Source organism: Parachitinimonas caeni (assembly GCF_030129945.1).
Lineage (GTDB): Bacteria > Pseudomonadota > Gammaproteobacteria > Burkholderiales > Chitinimonadaceae > Parachitinimonas > Parachitinimonas caeni.
The window spans coordinates 25,787-42,300 of sequence record NZ_JARRAF010000006.1 but is presented as its reverse complement, the minus strand read 5'-3'; the positions used below and the strand labels follow the sequence as shown (position 1 = coordinate 42,300).

The window sequence follows — 16,514 nt, the reverse complement described above, 5'->3', positions numbered from 1 at the left end:
CGGCGCCTCTGGCATCCGCTGCCATGATTCGGTGCCTCCGGCGCCGGGGTTCAGTTGTCAGCCAGAAAGGCTTTCAGCTCGGCTACAAAATCAGCTTCGTGCGAGATAAACGGGGCGTGGCCACCTCCCAGATGAACCACCAGTCGTCCGCCTGCATGATGGGCATACCAATGGCCGGCGCTGAGCGACGTCATGCCATCGCGCTCGCCATACTGCAGCAGCAGTGGGCATTCAAGCTTGGCGGCATGCGGACGCAGATCTGTGTCGCGAATCACTTCCAGGCCAGCCATCAGTGCTTCGCGCTGGGGTTCGCCCCGGCTGAACACCCGCTTTTCCAGTTCCCGCAATACGGGCCGTGCATGGGCGCTACCCAGCACTTGCAAGCCTAGAAACATCTTGATCGTCATCTGAAAATTGTCCGCCAGACCATTCGCAAACTTGTCGAGTACATCGGCGGGTGTGCCTTCCGGCCAGTCTTCGCGTTGCATGAAGCAGGGGCTGGAGGCGGTAAGGGTCAGCGAACGTATTTTGTCGGGCTGGGCCAGGGCCCACTCGACGGCGACGGCGCCGCCCAACGACCAGCCGACTACATGCACCGGGAGTGGAAAGGCTTCATCGAATGCGGCCGCCATCTGGGGCAGGCTATAGGGTTCGACCGGGGCAGATAGACCATGGCCGGGCAAATCCACAATATGAACACAATGATTGTGTGCCAGCGCTTCGGCGACACGATTCCAGACGGCGCCATTGATGCCCCAACCGTGGATCAGTACGACGTCGTCGCCACGGCCAATGGTTTCGATATACAGGCTCATGAATCGAGCATCCCTTCCAGTTGCTTGAGAGTTGCGATGAGGTAAGCCACGTCGTCCGCCGTGTGTGCCGCCGACAAGGTGATCCGCAGACGTGGCGTTGGCACGGTGGGTGGGCGTATTGCAGCTACCCACAGCCCGTGCTGTTGCAGGGCGGCAGAAAGCGCCAATGCTGCAGCGGCGCTGGCGACTTCGATCGGCTGGATGGCCGTGGTTGAATTGGCCAGCCGGTAGCGTGTGGTGGCGAGGCCATGGCGCAAGGCGGCAATGTGCGCCTGCAGTCTTTGCCGGCGCCAGTGCTCTTCTTCGAGTTTGCGCAGCGCCAGCTGGCTGGCTGCGGCTAGCGCCGCAGGTGCTGCCGTGGTGTAGATATAACTGCGGGCACGGTTGAGCAGGTAATCCACCAACACCTGTGGGCCAGCGACGAAAGCGCCAGCGGTGCCCGCAGCTTTGCCCAGTGTTGCCATGTAAATCAAACGTTCTCGTTCCGGATGCTGCATCAGCCCCCAATGTTGCAGGCTACCCTGCCCGGATTCGCCGAGCACGCCAAAGCCATGCGCGTCATCCACATACAACCAGGCGTCGTAGCGTGCTGCCAAAGCCAGTAAGTCGGGTAGCGGTGCCAGATCGCCATCCATGCTGAACACACCGTCTACCGCAATCAGCTTGCGGCGAGCCATGCTGCTGGCCAGCTGCCGTTCCAGTGTTGCCAAATCGTTATGCGGAAAACGCTTGAAGTCAGCACGCGATAGCAGGGCGCCCTCGTTGAGCGAGGCGTGATTCAGCTTGTCGGCAAAAATGGCATCTTCACGCCCGGCCAGAGCTGTCAGAACACCGAGATTAGCCAGATAGCCGGTACCAAAGCCAAGCGCCGCTTCAGTGCCGATGAATGCAGCCAAAGCGCGCTCCAATGCCTCGTGCGGGGCTTGATGGCCACACACCAGATGGGAGGCTCCGCTGCCTACCCCCCACTTGTGTGTGGCATCTGCCAGATGGGAGGCGAGGTCGCCATCGGCGGCCAGTCCAAGATAGTCATTCGAGCAGAAATTAAGCAGGGTCTGGCCATTGACGATGACCTTGGCACCTTGTGCGGAGTCTACAATCCGCCGCTGTCGGCGCAGGTGGGCGTCATCCAGATGCTGAAGTTCTTGCGCTAGGCTGTGAAACGGCATGGCATTGGCTGATCGGGCAAAGCCGGCAGTTTAACAGACGCAGTCTTGGCCCCGATGCAAGCAGAAATGAAGCCCCAATGCGGCCGTGGTTCGTGGCAGCCAGGAACGAATCTGCTATCGTTGCCGCCTCGCATTTTTTACCCAGGGGGATATCGTATGCAGGCCATTCCAACCGCCTTGCCGGAAGTCATGATCATCGAGCCAAAGGTGTTTGGCGACGACCGTGGATTTTTCTTTGAGAGTTTCAATGCCGGCAGGTTTGCCGAGCTGACAGGCTGCCAAGTGGACTTCGTGCAGGATAATCACTCGCGCTCTGCCAGAAACGTGCTACGCGGTTTGCACTATCAGATCCAGCAAGCACAGGGCAAGCTGGTGCGTGTGGTGTCGGGCGAGGTTTTGGACGTGGCTGTGGATATTCGCAAGTCGTCGCCGAATTTCGGCAAGTGGGTGGGTGTCAGACTCTCGGCAGAAAACAAGCGCCAGCTGTGGGTACCCGCAGGGTTTGCTCACGGTTTTGTGGTGCTGTCAGACTATGCAGAGTTTCTCTACAAGACGACGGATTACTGGGCGCCCGCCTTCGAGCGCTCGATTGCCTGGAATGATCCTGCACTTGGGATCAACTGGGAATTCGAAGGGGAGCCGCTGTTGTCGGCCAAGGATAAGGAAGCCAAGCTGCTGGCGGATGCGGAAGTCTACGACTAAGCGCTATCGACGGCTCTGTTCAATTATTGATTGCGAAGGGGCGATTCGACATTGAAGTGTCGGGATTCCCCCTCAGATCAATTGTTTGGCGAGCAGTGCCAAGGGGCTGCAAATGAAAATAGCCGACGTATCGAAACGTCGGCTATTTTTTTGTGGCTATCGTGACGCTATCAGCCCTGGCGTTTGTCGCGTTCGATCAGCGCATACGCAGAGTGATTGTGAATCGACTCGAAGTTTTCCGATTCGACCACATACGCATCAATCCGGTCATCCGCATTCAGGCGGGCGGCGACGTCGCGCACCATGTCCTCAACGAACTTGGGATTATCGTAAGCGCGTTCGGTCACGTACTTTTCATCTGGCCGCTTCAGTAACCCATACAGCTCACACGAGGCTTCATCTTCGACGACGCGGATCAGGTCTTCGATCCAGACATGGTTGTTGATGGTGGCGGTGATCGTGACGTGCGAGCGCTGATTATGTGCCCCGCGCTCTGAAATCTTTTTCGAGCAGGGACACAGGCTGGTAACCGGTACCAGTACTTTCAGTGTCTGGTAGAACTGGCCATTCTTGATTTCGCCAATCAACGATACATCGTAATCAAGCAGGCTTTTCACGCCGGAGACCGGAGCTGTCTTGTTGACGAAGTACGGAAAGCGCATCTCGATATAGCCAGCTTCGGCTTCGAGCTTATGGGTCATTTCGCGGACGATGGTCTCAAAGGAGTCAACCGAAATTGCCTTGTCGTGGCTGTTGAGAATCTCGACAAAGCGCGACATATGGGTGCCCTTGAAGTGCTGGGGCAGAAACACGTACATATCGAAGGTTGCAACCGTGAACTGGCTGCCATCGGCGCGATCGGCCACCTTGATCGGATGCCGCATCGACTTGATGCCCACCTTGTTGATGGCAATGTTGCGGGTATCTAGCGAGCTTTGTACGTCTGCAATGGGGGCTATGGGAGCGTTCATTCTTCCTCCTGGAACTCTGGCGACGATTATAGCCGCCGCAAATACCCGAGTAAACTAATCGGGAATTGCAGGCAGTCTACCCGAGGCCCGTTGCTGAAGTGATTGATAATTTTGATGAGAGCGATAGCCTCAGCTTAGGTTCTGCTGCCGATTCAAATTCAATGTTGCAGGATGAATTGCGGTGTCTTGCAAGCTCGGCGTGGATCTGGAATGAGTTGGAGGCAGCGTGAGGCACGAAGTCTGGGCGGGTGATGGCGGATTTGCCTGGTTTCGAGCAGGCGAGCGCGGAGGCCCGCAATGGTGCTGCGGTTGCACCACCAGCCAGGGGATGCTGGGCTGGTGGCGATGGTCGGCGGGCTTAGCGTTCGAAGCGGCGGCGGATGGACGCTTCGATTCCGGCCGCATCAAGACCACATTCGTGCAGCAGCTGAGAAGGTTCGCCGTGTTCAACATAACTATCCGGCAAACCGAGGTGCAGGATGGGTTTACACAACCCCATGGCGGACAGCGCTTCGGCGACGGCAGAACCGGCGCCGCCCATGATGGCATTTTCCTCAACAGTGACCAGATAGTCGTGGTTCTCTGCCAACTCACGGACCAGTGCCGTATCAAGAGGTTTGATCCAGCGCATATTCGCGACTGTGCCGTCTAGCGCCTCCCCGGCTTTAAGGCTTGGGCTGACCATCGAGCCGAAGGCGAGGATGGCAACTCGCTTGCCCTGGCGGCGGATCTCTCCTTTACCAACAGGCAGTGCTGTAAATTCAGCTACCGGCGTTACCCCTGTGCCACTACCGCGTGGATAACGCACGGCAGATGGACCATCCAGCAATGTCGCGGTATAGAGCATCTGCCGGCATTCGTTTTCATCGGCCGGGGCCAGAATCGCCATATTCGGGATGCAGCGCATGAAGCTCAGGTCAAAGCTGCCGGCATGGGTCGGGCCATCCGCGCCCACCAGGCCCGCGCGGTCGATGGCAAACACCACAGGCAGGTTTTGCAGGGCGACGTCATGAATCAGCTGATCGTAGGCGCGCTGCAGGAAGGTCGAATAAATGGCGACAACCGGTTTCAGCCCTTCACAAGCCAGGCCGGCGGCGAAGGTGACGGCATGCTGCTCGGCGATCCCGACATCGTAGTAACGGTCAGGAAACTCACGGGCAAAACGCACCAGGCCCGAGCCTTCGCGCATTGCCGGGGTGATGCCGACCAGTTTGGGCTCGATCTTGGCCATATCGCACAGCCAGTCGCCGAATACCTGGGTGTAGGTCAGCTTGGCCCCAGCCTTGGAAGCCATGCCATCATCCGGCGTAAACGGGGTGACGGCGTGGTACTTGACGGGGTCGGATTCGGCCAGCTTGTAGCCCGCGCCCTTCTTGGTGACGATGTGTAGAAACTGCGGGCCGGATAGGCTGCGGATGTTTTGCAGGGTTGGAATCAAGGCATCGAGATCGTGGCCATCAACCGGGCCGATGTAGTTGAAGCCGAATTCTTCGAACAACGTCGAGGGAGTGAATAATCCTTTGAAGTGCTCTTCTGAGCGACGCACCAGCTCGTGGATGGGGGGCAGGTTCTCCAGCACTTTGCTGCCGGTTGAGCGGAAGCTGTTATAGAACTTGCCGGACAGCAGGCGGGCCAGATACGAGCTGAATGCGCCAACGTTCGGCGAGATCGACATCTCGTTGTCGTTGAGGATCACCAGCAGGTTGGTGTCGCGGTCACCCGCGTTGTTGAGGGCCTCGAATGCCAGGCCTGCCGTCATCGCACCATCGCCGATTACGGCAACAACATGCCGCTTATCCCCTTGCAGCCGGCTGCCTTCGGCCATGCCCTGTGCCGCAGAGATCGAGGTGGACGAGTGGCCGACGCCGAAGGTGTCGTAAGGGCTTTCATCGCGTTTGGGAAAGCCTGCCAACCCATGCTGTTTGCGCATGGTGTGCATCTGGTCTCGTCGTCCGGTAAGGATCTTGTGCGGGTAGGTCTGATGGCCGACGTCCCAGACGATACGGTCGTGTGGGGTGTCGTAGACATGGTGCAAGGCAACGGTCAGCTCAATGGTTCCCAGGTTGGAGGCGAAATGGCCGCCGGTACGGCTCACCGAATCAAGCAGGAATTCGCGTAATTCGACGACCAGCTGCAAAAGCTGGTCGCGCTCCAGGCGTTTGACGTCGGCGGGGCTTTGGATGGTCTCCAGAAGGGGGTAGGGCATGCTGTCGGCTCGAAGGTCTGGTTAATCTGGTTTGTTGCGGGTGGCGCTGGCGTCAGAAAGTACGCTTGACGATGAAGTCTGCGAGTTCCTGCAGGCGCCGACCACGTTCGCCAAACTCGGCAAGGCAGCTCAGGGCTTCCTGGCGAAGCTCTGCGGCATGCAGCTTGGCTTCTTTCAGGCCAAGCAGGGCAACATAGGTCGGTTTGTCGGCAGCAGCATCCTTGCCGGCCGTCTTGCCAAGCGTGGCCGAGTCGGCTTCGACGTCGAGAATGTCATCCACAACCTGAAAGGCCAGACCGATGCACTTGGCGAAGCGGTCGAGCTTTTCCCTGGCGGGTGCTTCCATTGGCATGCCACAGTACGAACCCAGTTCTACCGAGGCACGGATCAAGGCGCCAGTTTTCAGGATGTGCATCATTTCGAGCTCTGGCAGCGTCAGCTGCTTGCCGACGGCGGCCAGGTCGATGGCCTGACCGCCAGCCATTCCGTGTGAGCCACTGGCACGGGCCAAGGTTTTCAGCATATGCAGCTGGTCGCGGGTTTCGTCGGCAAGGGTGTGGCTGGCCAGCACGTCGAAAGCCAGAGTTTGCAGGGCATCGCCGACCAGCAGTGCTGTGGCGTCATCGTACTGCACATGCACGGTAGGTTTGCCGCGACGCAAGGCATCGTCGTCCATGCAGGGCATGTCGTCGTGTACCAGCGAATAGGCGTGGATCAGCTCCACCGCAGCAGCTGCGTATTGCAGCCGTTCGGCAGGGGCATCGACGATTTCACCGGCAGCAAATACCAGCAAGGGCCTGACCCGTTTGCCGCCGCCCAGTACGGCATAACGCATGGCTTCGTGCAGGCGTTGCGGGGCGTGGGTGGGTTGGGGCAGTACGCTGCCCAGTACCAGTTCCATCTGTTGCTGGACGGCGTAAGACCAGGCTTGGAAGTCGGATGCGCTCATGGATACTCCGGGGGTCAGACAGCCGATTCGGGCGGCGTGGACTCGAAAGGTTTGAGCAGTTCGGCATCAAGAATGCGTACCTGCTGTTCGGTATCAGCCAGCCGGGCTTGGCAGAACTTCAGCAATTCTGCGCCTCGGCGATAGGCTGTCAAAGCGGCTTCGAGCGGCAGGTCGCCACGCTCCATGCTGGCGACCAGTGTTTCCAGTTCGGCAAGCGCCGTTTCAAAATCGGCAGGATCGGCCGCTTTGGCAGCTTTTGACCTTGTATTCATTATCTAGGTTTATCCCTGCTAGGTTCTGTTGACGTAAGGTTTGTCGTCGCGCCGGGCCGAGTTTTGGGGCGAGGCTAGGCAGGGTAAGCGCGGTTTAGCGAGCTAAATAAGCGAACCCTAACGACGTTCCGCCCCAAAAATCGACCCGGCCCGGAGAGTTTCGCCGGAAATGGCCAAGTCCCCGTGTTGCAGAACGCTTGCATAGAACGACTATGTGGCGCGTTCTGCGCCTTGTTCCAGGCCATTTTCCGGCGAAACGCGATCTGTAAACCTGACGTCAACAGAACCTGGATCGGCCAGAGAGCGTGTCGGCGTTACCACAGTCGCAAAACCAGAGCGGGCCGTGCCGGCCTGGTGAGACGGGCCTGTGGCCGCAAACAGCCGTGCAGATCGACACGCCGGGCGACCTGGCCGTTACGGAACGGGCGGCGGAAGTACGGGATAGGACCCATATTTTCCGAAGGGTAAAACCGCGGGAACATAACGTACTCGCCAATAGCCGGTCAATTGCCACGCAGCTGTGCAGGGCTGGCACCGCCTCTATCCTTCTTTCGCCGTAGGGATCTGTGGTAACGGTACGACACGAACAGCAGTCGGGATGAAGGCTGATTGTCAATTTGCTTGAAAAGGCGGCGCTTTTTTCCCGGTTAGAGGGGGCGGTCTATGGTGCTGAAAGCAGCTTTCTGCGGTGCTTGCAAGAACCATCATGATTTTCTTCTGCTAAGGTGAAAGTCGTGGGGAATGAAAAGATTCAAGCAAATACCGAATGCCAGAGCCGACCTCCCATCCGCTGATAGACCTAACCGGCGCGCCCTCCGTGTTGCTGGATGGTCAGGGCTGTGTGCGCGCGGGAAACAAGGCGGGTTTGAGTCTGCTTGGCTTGGGTATGGTGGTGGGTGACCAGCTGAATCAGGGTTATCAGGAGGTCTGGCAATCTTGCCTTGACCGGTTGCTGGCGGGGCCGGGTGAGCAGCGGATTCCACTGAAATTCGATCATCTGCGCCTGGGTTCGGCTTTCGACTGTCTGATCCGCCATGTGCCTGAAGGTGGCGTGCTGTTGCAGTTCGAGTTATCGGCAGCAGGCGACGACATGGTGTCTGCGGCCTTCGATCAAACCGGCTTTCTGTTTGCCGTGCTCGACGAAGAGGGTCAGGTTCTGGCCGTCAATGCCACTCACCTGAATGTACTTGGGCTCGACCAGACTGCGGTCGGGCGCAAATTCTGGGAGCTGGCGCATTGGCACCGTGGCCACGCGATTGGCGAGGTGCTGCGCGAATCGGTGGCGATGGCCGCACTGGGCACGGTGGTGCGTCGGGATCTGCACGATCCGATGACTGGACGGGTCATCGAGCTGCGTATCACCAAGGTGGAAGCTGAGGGCATGTCCTTGTTGCTGGCTGAGGGCGTGGATATCAGTGAGCGGGTGATGGTTGAGACGGAAATTCGTGAACGCGAGTTGCTGTTCCGCCTGATCTCGGAAAACGTTGATGATCTGATCGCAGTGCTCGATACCCAGGGGCGTCGTATCTATAACAGCCCGTCTTATCGCCGCGTGCTCGGTGATGAGAGCGTGGCGGCCGGACAGGTTTCATTTGACACCATCCACCCGGAAGACCGGCAACGGATCGAACAGCAATTTGCCGACACGATACGGACCGGCAGTGGCAACAAAGTCGAGTATCGCTATGTGTTGCCAAATGGGGATGTGCGGTTTATCGAGTCATCGGCCAATGTGGTGCGCAATCCGGATGGCAGTATCTGGCGGGTGGTGGTGGGGCGAGATGTCAGCGAGCGCAAGGTACAGGAGCGTGAGTTGCGACGGCTGAATGCCGAGCTGGAATCACGCATCGTTGACCGTACTCGTGAGTTGTCGCTGGCCAATATCCAGCTCAAGTCGAAGATCGACGAGCTTGAACGCATGGAAAGTGCGTTGTGGGAGAGCTTCGAGCGCACGCGCCGGATTATTGATACCGCCAGTGATGCGGTGATCAGCGTCAACCAGCAAGGGCAAATCGTTGACTGGAATCGCGAGGCCGAAAACTTGTTCGGCTGGACGCACGAAGAAGCTTTCTTCAAGGAGGCTGCGACGCTGATCGTGCCACCCGGTGTGCAGGAGGCGTATCGCGCCGAGCTGGCGCAGTATTTCAATGAGTCGAGTCCGCGTCTGCGTCGGGATCGTGGTCACGAATCCCTGGCCCTGCGTCGCGATGGGCATGTGTTTTCGGTCGAGGTCAATTCCTGGCCGATCCAGGTGGGTGAGGCACGGTTGTTGATCTCGTTCATCCGCGATATTACCGAGCGCAAGCAACTGGAGTCCAAGCTCAACAGCAGCCTGATGGAGCGTGAGGCGATCCTGCAGGCGGCGATGGTGGGGCTGGTGCTGACGGTAGACCGGAATCAGGTCTGGAGTAACAAGATCTTCGAGGAGATGGTGGGCTGGCGCAATGAAGAGGTGGCGGGTCGAGCCTCGGATTTCCACTTCGTCAATTACGAGGACTACGAATACTGGGGCCGCTGGGCCTACCCGCGTCTGCTGTCGGGCGAGTCGGTGGTTTTCGAGCGGCGTTTGCTGCGCAAGGACGGCACGATTTTCTGGGTTCAGCAGTCTGGCTCGCTGCTCGACCGTAATCAGCCGGGACGCGGTGCAATCTGGGCGATTGTGGATATTTCCCATCGCAAGCGGGCAGAGGAAGAAATGCAGAAAGCCTTGCAGCGTGAGCGTGAGTTGTCCGAGCTGAAGTCGCGTTTCGTCAGTATGGCTTCGCACGAGTTTCGAACGCCGCTGGCGACCATCCAGTCATCCATCGAGTTGATCGAGCATTATCGGGATGAGTTGCCCGAGGAGGAGCAGAAGGAGATCTTCAGCAGCGTATACGGCGCGGTCAGGCACATGACCCGCATGCTTGATGACGTGCTGACCGTCAACCGTGCAGAAGCCGGCATGCTCAAGCCCTCACTGAAACCGGGCAGCTGGCAGGTGTTTTGCAATAAGTTGGTGGAAGAGATGCAGCTGATGAATGATCCATCCCGACCTCTCGACTATCGCTTTCAAGGGCCGGCAACTGGCCAGATCGACGACAAGCTGGCCCGGCATATCTTCTCGAATCTGTTATCGAACGCGGTCAAGTATTCCCCAAAAGGTGGGACGGTGACATTTGCCGTTGAGCGAAAGGAACGTGAGATTCGGTTTGAGGTGGCTGATCAGGGGATCGGCATACCAGAGAGCGACCTGCCCAAGCTCTTCTCCAGCTTTTTCCGGGCATCCAACGTCGGCAATATATCGGGCACCGGGCTGGGCCTGTCCATCGTCAAAAAAGCCGTCGAAGCAATGGGTGGGGTACTGGATGTCCAAAGCACGGTGGGGGCGGGCACCCGCTTTATCGTGACGCTGCCGCAGGAAGCGGCGGTAGAGAAGGAGGCGTCATGAGCATGCGCAAGATCCTGGTGGTCGAGGATGAAGACCCGATCCGCAATAACCTGGCACGCCTGCTGCGCATCGAGAAATATGATGTTGTGGCGGCCGAAAATGGCAAGGTGGCGTTGGCGAAAGTCGCTGAGTTCAAGCCTGATCTGATCGTCTCAGACATGATGATGCCCGAGCTGGACGGTGCTGGCCTGATCACCGCCCTGCGTGCCGACCCGGAAATGGCCTCGATTCCCTTTATTTTTCTGACTGCCCGTGCTGACCGGAGTGATTTTCGGGAAGGAATGCGGCTGGGGGCTGACGACTATGTCACCAAGCCATTTACCCGTGCCGAGATCCTCGAAGCCATTGAAGCCCGTCTCAAGAAGGCTGATCAGGTTGCCGCCAAGTACGAAGCCGAACTGACACGGACCCGGGAAGAACTCAGCTACTACATGCACCACGATGCCGTAACCGGCTTGCCCAACCGCTTGATGCTGCGTGAGCTGTTCGAGCAGGCGAAGGCGTCAGGCAAAGTCGGGGTGCTGGCCTTTGGTGTCGATCGGTTTGCCCAACTGGTTGCCGGGCGAGGCGGCGAGTTTCACGATGAGCTGTTGCGGGCGATCGCCAGCCGACTGGCATCGACCATGCCCGGCGTGGTGCCGGTGCATGTGCTGGATGACCAGTTTGTGCTGCTCAGCCCTGGTACCGGCGATGAACAGACGCTGATCGAGATGGCGCGTGAATTGCGCGACAAGATGGCAGTCAGCCTGACGCTGAGTGGGGTGACCGTGCTGCCGACAGCCAGCATTGGCATTGCCTGCTGGCCGTCCGATGGCTCTGACATTGACGAACTGGCACCGTTGGCGCAGCGCGCGCTTTCGGTAGCCAGCCAGGACGGTGGCAATACCGAGCGGGCAATTTCGCGTATTCGCGAACAGGGTCTGCACGAGCGGCTGATGTTGGAGTCGGACTTATTGCGCGCGCTGGAACGACAAGAGTTCGAGCTGCATTACCAACCTCAGGTGTCCCTGACCACGGGTAAAGTGGTCGGCGCCGAAGCACTGGTGCGCTGGCGCCATCCTGAGCGGGGTCTGGTTTCTCCAGCGCTGTTCCTGCCTCTGGCCGAAGAATCGGGGGCGATTGTGCCGATGGGGCGCTGGGTGCTCGAGGCAGCCTGTGATGCGGCGCGTGAGTGGGCAAGGCTAGGTTTCGCCCATGTTCGGGTTGGGGTCAATATTTCGGGTCGTCAGTTCAAGCCTGAGAGCTTTGTACCGATGATCCGCTCCGTCCTCAGTGCTTCCGGCCTACCCCCGTCGCAACTCGATCTGGAAGTCACCGAAAGCGTGACCATGCAGGACATCGACACCTGCGCCGCCATGCTGCGGGAACTGCGCGAACTGGGGCTGACCACCTCGCTTGATGACTTTGGCACCGGTTATTCGTCGCTGACATATCTGAAACGTTTGCCGTTTCATACCCTCAAAATTGATCAGAGCTTCGTTCGCAATAGCCATGTTCATCCGCACAATGCGGCCATTGTCGAGGCCATTTCGCAAATGGGCCGGCAACTGGGGCTGCAGCTGATTGCGGAGGGGGTGGAAGCGATTGAAGAGCTGAATCTGGTGCGGGCGGCTGGCTGCCATGAAATGCAGGGCTACTACTTCAGCAAGCCGCTGCCCTTTAACGACTTCATTGCCCTGCTGGTCTCGGGCCGCATTCTGGTGTGATGACATGGCCGAAAACTTCATCATAACCATCCAGTCGCTTGATGCCGTGGTCGAGCACGGCGATAGCATGTGGTCAGGGACCGGACCGCTGGGCGAGTCGCTGATGCTGTTGCCTGCCGATGTCACGGCCTTGGCGCTGGATGCTGACTGGACGGAGTATCTGGAAGCCACTCATCCGGCAATAGCTTGTCTGCAAGGCACCTATGAAGCCGATGGTCATCACTGGTTGGTGTATCAGTGGGAAGGGGGAGAGCTCCTCTCGACCCGATTGGCCAAAGGCTATTTGTTTGAGCCGAATGCGGCTGTCTTGTTGTCACAACGGCTGGTGGAAGGGCTGGTCTATATCGGGCGGCAGGATATCCGTCATGCTGGTGTGCGCCCCGAGCGCATCGGCATTGATAGCAATGGCGCAGCCCGCCTGATCGGCATTGGTTTGGTGCCACCGGTGCATTTTGAAGATGATGTGCTGGCCGTGGGCGAGCTGCTGTATCTGCTGGTGACCGGCAAGCATCCGATACGCAACGAGCGCGGCGAAATTGAGCTGCCATCCTCGCATCTTCCCGAACTCGACCCCGAGCTGGAAAAGCTGATCCTCACTGCCATTGGCGAGCTGCACGACAGCAAGATTGATGACATTGAGGCGCTGCATCAGGCACTTGAGGAATACTTGTCCGGTATTCCCGAAGACGGCGAGAGTGAAGACGATCCGGCCAGCTTGCGTGCCCTGATGCGTCGGGTGCGCAAAAGCAATGACTTTCCCGCCCTGTCGCGTGCCATCAATGCCATTGGCCGCATCACCGATGCCGATTCGGAAAGGCTGCAGACGCTCTCCGCCATCATCCTGCGCGATTTTTCATTGACGAATAAGGTGCTACGGCTGGCCAACTCAGCCAGCTTCGGCCACTTTGGCGGTGAAATCAGCACGATTTCGCGCGCCGTTATTATTCTGGGCTTCAACACCATCAAGAGCCTGGCACTGACGCTGGTGCTGTTTGAACAGCTGAGTAATCGCGCCCATGCCGTCGAGCTGCGCGACATGGTGGCCAGGGCGTTCTTTACTAGCGTGCTGGCCAGACGACTGGCAGAGAAATGCAGCTACCGCGATATGGAAGAGGCCCGGATCTCCGGAATGATGCACTTGCTCGGCAAATTGTTGTCCTGCTTCTACTTTCACGATGAAAGCATGCGCATCGTCAACCGATGCCAGGAAACCCACGAAGACGAAAATGAGGTTGCTCGTTCGATTCTGGGGGCCAGCTTCGAAGAGTTTGGCGTGCGGGTGGCCAAAGACTGGCATCTGCCCGACAAGCTGATAGCGTCGATGCCGGCTCTCGACCCCAAGCCGCGCAAACCCGCTTCCGACTCAGACTGGCTACGTCTGTTTGCCAATGCCGGCGCTGATCTGATGACCGCGATGTTGTCGGATGAGCCAGCTCGGCAGCGCTTGTTTCAGGAAACCCGGGTTCGTTACGCTGACGTAATGGGGCTGTCGGAGCGGGATTTGCGAGCCGTGGTGCGTGATGCCGCGCAGGACTGCCTGCGTGATGCCCAGATCTTTGGTCTGGACGCCAGTCAGGGCGAAGTTTTGGCCCGTATCCGGGCCTTGTTTGGCATGCCGGTTTCACCCACGGGCGGGGTGCGTGCGCCAACGCCTGCGGAGCCCCCGTCGTCGCTGGCGGCCAAGCTTGCGCAGGCATCAAGTCAGGCCAAAGCCGTGGCTCAGTCGCTCAAGCCTGTAGAGGCGGCCAAGCCCGCCACTTCTATGGATGACGAGGCGGAGGAAGGCCCACCACCCGAACCGATCGAAATTCTGGCGACCGGCGTGCAAGACATCACCGATACGCTGGTCGGCGATTTCAATCTGAACGATCTGCTGCGGATGATTCTGGAAACCATGTATCGGGGATTGGGGTTTGACCATGTTCTGCTGGCGGCGCGTGACATCCGCCGCAATGCTTTGGTCGGGCGGCTTGGGTTTGGCGAAGGCGTCGAGCGCATCCTGCCGCGTTTTGTGCTGCCGCTGACCGAGTCAGCCGATGTGTTTCGAGTGGCATTGTCGAAAAATGCCGATATGTTGATTGATGATATCAACGCTGCCAGCATCCGTGATCGGATTCCCCCTTGGTTCCGCGAGTGCGGAGCGGGTGAAACCTTCCTGTTGTTACCGGTTGTCGTTGATAAAAAAATTGCCGGTTTGTTCTACGGCGGCATGCGGCATGCCGGACAGATGAAAGTTGGTCAAAAAGAACTTTCCTTAGCCAAAACACTGCGCAATCAAGCGCTTCTTGCAATACGGCAAAAACAGCCGACTTCTAGTCAGTAAGTGTTTTGTAAGCTATTGATCTATTTGTAATAATTTCATCTTGTGCGTCGCACAAAAAACGTGTTGACGCTATCTGAAGCTCCCTTCATAATCTTTTCATGCTGCGGTGCAATATTGTGCGACGCCGACAGCTGGCCTATATCAGTGTCTGCCTGAGAATCCGTCGAGGTAGCTGCCATCCCAGTGCGTATAGCCGGGTACGGGTTCTGAAGGGGCGGATGTGGAATCTCGCCGGTCTGGCTTGAAGCATTGAGCCGGCACAACAATTAATCGCCAAGTTTCATACAGGTTAACGTCAGGAGATTTTCAATCATGTTCAACGCAACAGAATTTGCTTCGGTTGGCCAAGCCAATTTCGAAAAATCACTGCGCATTTCCAATATCGCCATCAGCGGTATGGAGCGCCTGTTCAACCTGCAGGTCGAGCTGACCCGCAAGGTTCTGGAAGAAAACGCGCTGGCCGTTAAGCAGCTATCGGAAGTGCGCGACGTGCAGGGCCTGATCAGCCTGCAACAGCAGCTGTCGCAGCCTGCTGTCGATAAGGCCATTGGTGTGGCTCGCAGCGTATATGAGTCCGCCCAGGCGACTCAGGCTGAGCTGAGCCAGCTGATCGAAGAACAAGTTCTGGAGTTCAACAAGAACATGGTTTCCACACTGGATCGCGCAGTGAAGTCTGCACCAGTGGGTTCCGAGGCTGCTGTGGCTACCCTCAAAACTGCTGTTGCAGCCGCTGCATCGGCTTACGACACCGTTATGAAGACGGCCAAGAAAGTTGGCACCGACATCGCCGAAGCCAGCGTTGCTGCAGCCGAAACTTCGGCCAAGGCTGCCAGTGCTGTACGCGCACCTGCTGTCAAGAAGGCAGCGACTGCCTAAATTTAAGGTGGCATCGCAAAGATGCCATGCCAGCCAACCGGCCATCACGCAGATGGATTCGCCGGATTGGCGACTGAAAAACCCGCGCTTCTTGCGCGGGTTTTTTATTGCCGGCAATTCTTGCCGTCATGGCTGCCAAGACCTGTGAATGGCACGCCGCAAAGGCTTTCCTGTAAGCATTCTTCTGGTGGCATGCATCCTGCTTGAAATCGACCGTGCCCACGGTGGCTGGGTTTGCGGAGGATGGCAGCGATGATAGGCAAGATCGACCAATATCTGTCGTTTCAGGAAAACGCGCTGAAGCTACGGACAAAGCGGCAGGAAGTGCTGGCAAGCAATATTGCCAATGCCGATACCCCCAACTTCAAAGCCCGTGATTTCGACTTCGCCAAAGCACTCGATGCTTCGCGTCAGAAGCAGCAGCCCGCCATTACGCCACCGGGCCTCAGCCGCACTGATGGCCGTCACCTTTCCATCCCTCCGGTGCAGCCACCTCAGCCCGAGCTGCTCTATCGCAATCCGCACCAGCCGAGCATTGATGGCAACACGGTAGAGGTGGATACCGAGATGGCGCAGTTCAGTGACAACGCCGTTCGCTATCAAGCCTCGCTGACCTTCATGCAACGTCGCATCGAAGGTCTGAAGCTGGCCTTGCAATCGCAATAAGCCCAGGGAGCCACGCCATGTCGATGTTTCGCCTGTTTGATATTGCCGGGTCGGCGATGACAGCCCAGACCATCCGCCTGAATGCTGTTGCCAGCAATCTGGCCAACGCCGAAAGCGCAACCAGCTCGTCTGGCCAGCCTTACCGTGCCAAGCAAGTGGTCTTCCGTGCCATGCCGATGGCGACGAATGCCCAGCATGCGCAAGGGGTCGAAGTGTCGGCCGTGACGGAAGATCCGTCGCCGCCCCGCATGGTGCATAACCCGCGCCACCCGTTGGCGGATGCCAATGGCTTTGTGACCATGCCCAATGTCAATGTGGTCGAAGAGATGACCAATATGATTTCTGCCTCGCGTTCGTATCAGACCAACGCCGAGATGATGAACACGGCAAAAACCTTGCTGCTGCGTACCCTGGCCCTGGGCCAGTCTTGAT

Annotated in this window: 13 protein-coding genes; 7 read left to right on the top strand and 6 right to left on the bottom strand. The window is 58.2% G+C overall.

The window, feature by feature from the left end; all coding sequences use genetic code 11:
• Positions 1 to 50: 50 nt before the first annotated feature.
• On the bottom strand, positions 51 to 815 hold the full coding sequence (gene bioH / locus PZA18_RS06790) for a pimeloyl-ACP methyl ester esterase BioH (protein WP_284100058.1): 765 nt from the start codon (positions 813 to 815) through the stop codon (positions 51 to 53).
• On the bottom strand, positions 812 to 1,984 hold the full coding sequence (gene bioF, locus PZA18_RS06785; protein ID WP_284100057.1) for an 8-amino-7-oxononanoate synthase: 1,173 nt from the start codon (positions 1,982 to 1,984) through the stop codon (positions 812 to 814). The genes bioH and bioF overlap by 4 nt, the downstream gene beginning before the upstream one ends.
• Before the next feature lie 156 nt (positions 1,985 to 2,140).
• Between bioF and rfbC the strand changes: the two genes are divergently transcribed.
• The gene (gene rfbC, locus PZA18_RS06780; protein ID WP_284100056.1) at positions 2,141 to 2,686 is read left to right on the top strand and encodes a dTDP-4-dehydrorhamnose 3,5-epimerase; all 546 of its coding nucleotides are present in this window, start codon (positions 2,141 to 2,143) and stop codon (positions 2,684 to 2,686) included.
• A gap of 170 nt (positions 2,687 to 2,856) precedes the next feature.
• Here the strand turns inward: rfbC and folE2 are convergent, their stop codons facing one another.
• The 4 genes from folE2 to PZA18_RS06760 form a co-directional block, all read right to left on the bottom strand.
• Positions 2,857 to 3,657 (bottom strand): GTP cyclohydrolase FolE2, encoded by an 801-nt coding sequence (gene folE2, locus PZA18_RS06775; protein WP_284100055.1) that lies wholly within the window; start codon positions 3,655 to 3,657, stop codon positions 2,857 to 2,859.
• A 358-nt stretch (positions 3,658 to 4,015) separates the two neighbouring features.
• Positions 4,016 to 5,863, bottom strand: coding sequence for a 1-deoxy-D-xylulose-5-phosphate synthase (gene dxs, locus PZA18_RS06770; RefSeq protein WP_284100054.1), 1,848 nt, complete (start codon positions 5,861 to 5,863; stop codon positions 4,016 to 4,018).
• A gap of 52 nt (positions 5,864 to 5,915) precedes the next feature.
• Positions 5,916 to 6,812 (bottom strand): polyprenyl synthetase family protein, encoded by an 897-nt coding sequence (locus PZA18_RS06765; RefSeq protein WP_308447338.1) that lies wholly within the window; start codon positions 6,810 to 6,812, stop codon positions 5,916 to 5,918.
• A gap of 14 nt (positions 6,813 to 6,826) precedes the next feature.
• Positions 6,827 to 7,084, bottom strand: coding sequence for an exodeoxyribonuclease VII small subunit (locus tag PZA18_RS06760; RefSeq protein ID WP_284100053.1), 258 nt, complete (start codon positions 7,082 to 7,084; stop codon positions 6,827 to 6,829).
• A 766-nt stretch (positions 7,085 to 7,850) separates the two neighbouring features.
• Between PZA18_RS06760 and PZA18_RS06755 the strand changes: the two genes are divergently transcribed.
• The 6 genes from PZA18_RS06755 to flgC all read left to right on the top strand — a co-directional run bounded on the left by PZA18_RS06755 (position 7,851) and on the right by flgC (position 16,513).
• Positions 7,851 to 10,511: a PAS domain-containing sensor histidine kinase gene (locus PZA18_RS06755; RefSeq protein ID WP_284100052.1), complete on the top strand. Its 2,661-nt coding sequence runs from the start codon at positions 7,851 to 7,853 to the stop codon at positions 10,509 to 10,511.
• Positions 10,508 to 12,217 (top strand): putative bifunctional diguanylate cyclase/phosphodiesterase, encoded by a 1,710-nt coding sequence (locus tag PZA18_RS06750; RefSeq protein WP_284100051.1) that lies wholly within the window; start codon positions 10,508 to 10,510, stop codon positions 12,215 to 12,217. The genes PZA18_RS06755 and PZA18_RS06750 overlap by 4 nt, the downstream gene beginning before the upstream one ends.
• Before the next feature lie 4 nt (positions 12,218 to 12,221).
• Positions 12,222 to 14,540, top strand: coding sequence for an HDOD domain-containing protein (locus PZA18_RS06745; protein WP_284100050.1), 2,319 nt, complete (start codon positions 12,222 to 12,224; stop codon positions 14,538 to 14,540).
• Between the two features lie 312 nt (positions 14,541 to 14,852).
• Entirely contained in the window at positions 14,853 to 15,416 is a 564-nt protein-coding gene (locus tag PZA18_RS06740; protein ID WP_284100049.1) for a phasin family protein, read from the top strand.
• A gap of 243 nt (positions 15,417 to 15,659) precedes the next feature.
• Positions 15,660 to 16,082, top strand: coding sequence for a flagellar basal body rod protein FlgB (gene flgB / locus PZA18_RS06735; RefSeq protein WP_308447337.1), 423 nt, complete (start codon positions 15,660 to 15,662; stop codon positions 16,080 to 16,082).
• 17 nt (positions 16,083 to 16,099) lie between these two features.
• The gene (gene flgC / locus PZA18_RS06730) at positions 16,100 to 16,513 is read left to right on the top strand and encodes a flagellar basal body rod protein FlgC (RefSeq protein ID WP_284100048.1); all 414 of its coding nucleotides are present in this window, start codon (positions 16,100 to 16,102) and stop codon (positions 16,511 to 16,513) included.
• The last annotated feature ends 1 nt before the right edge of the window (position 16,514 follow it).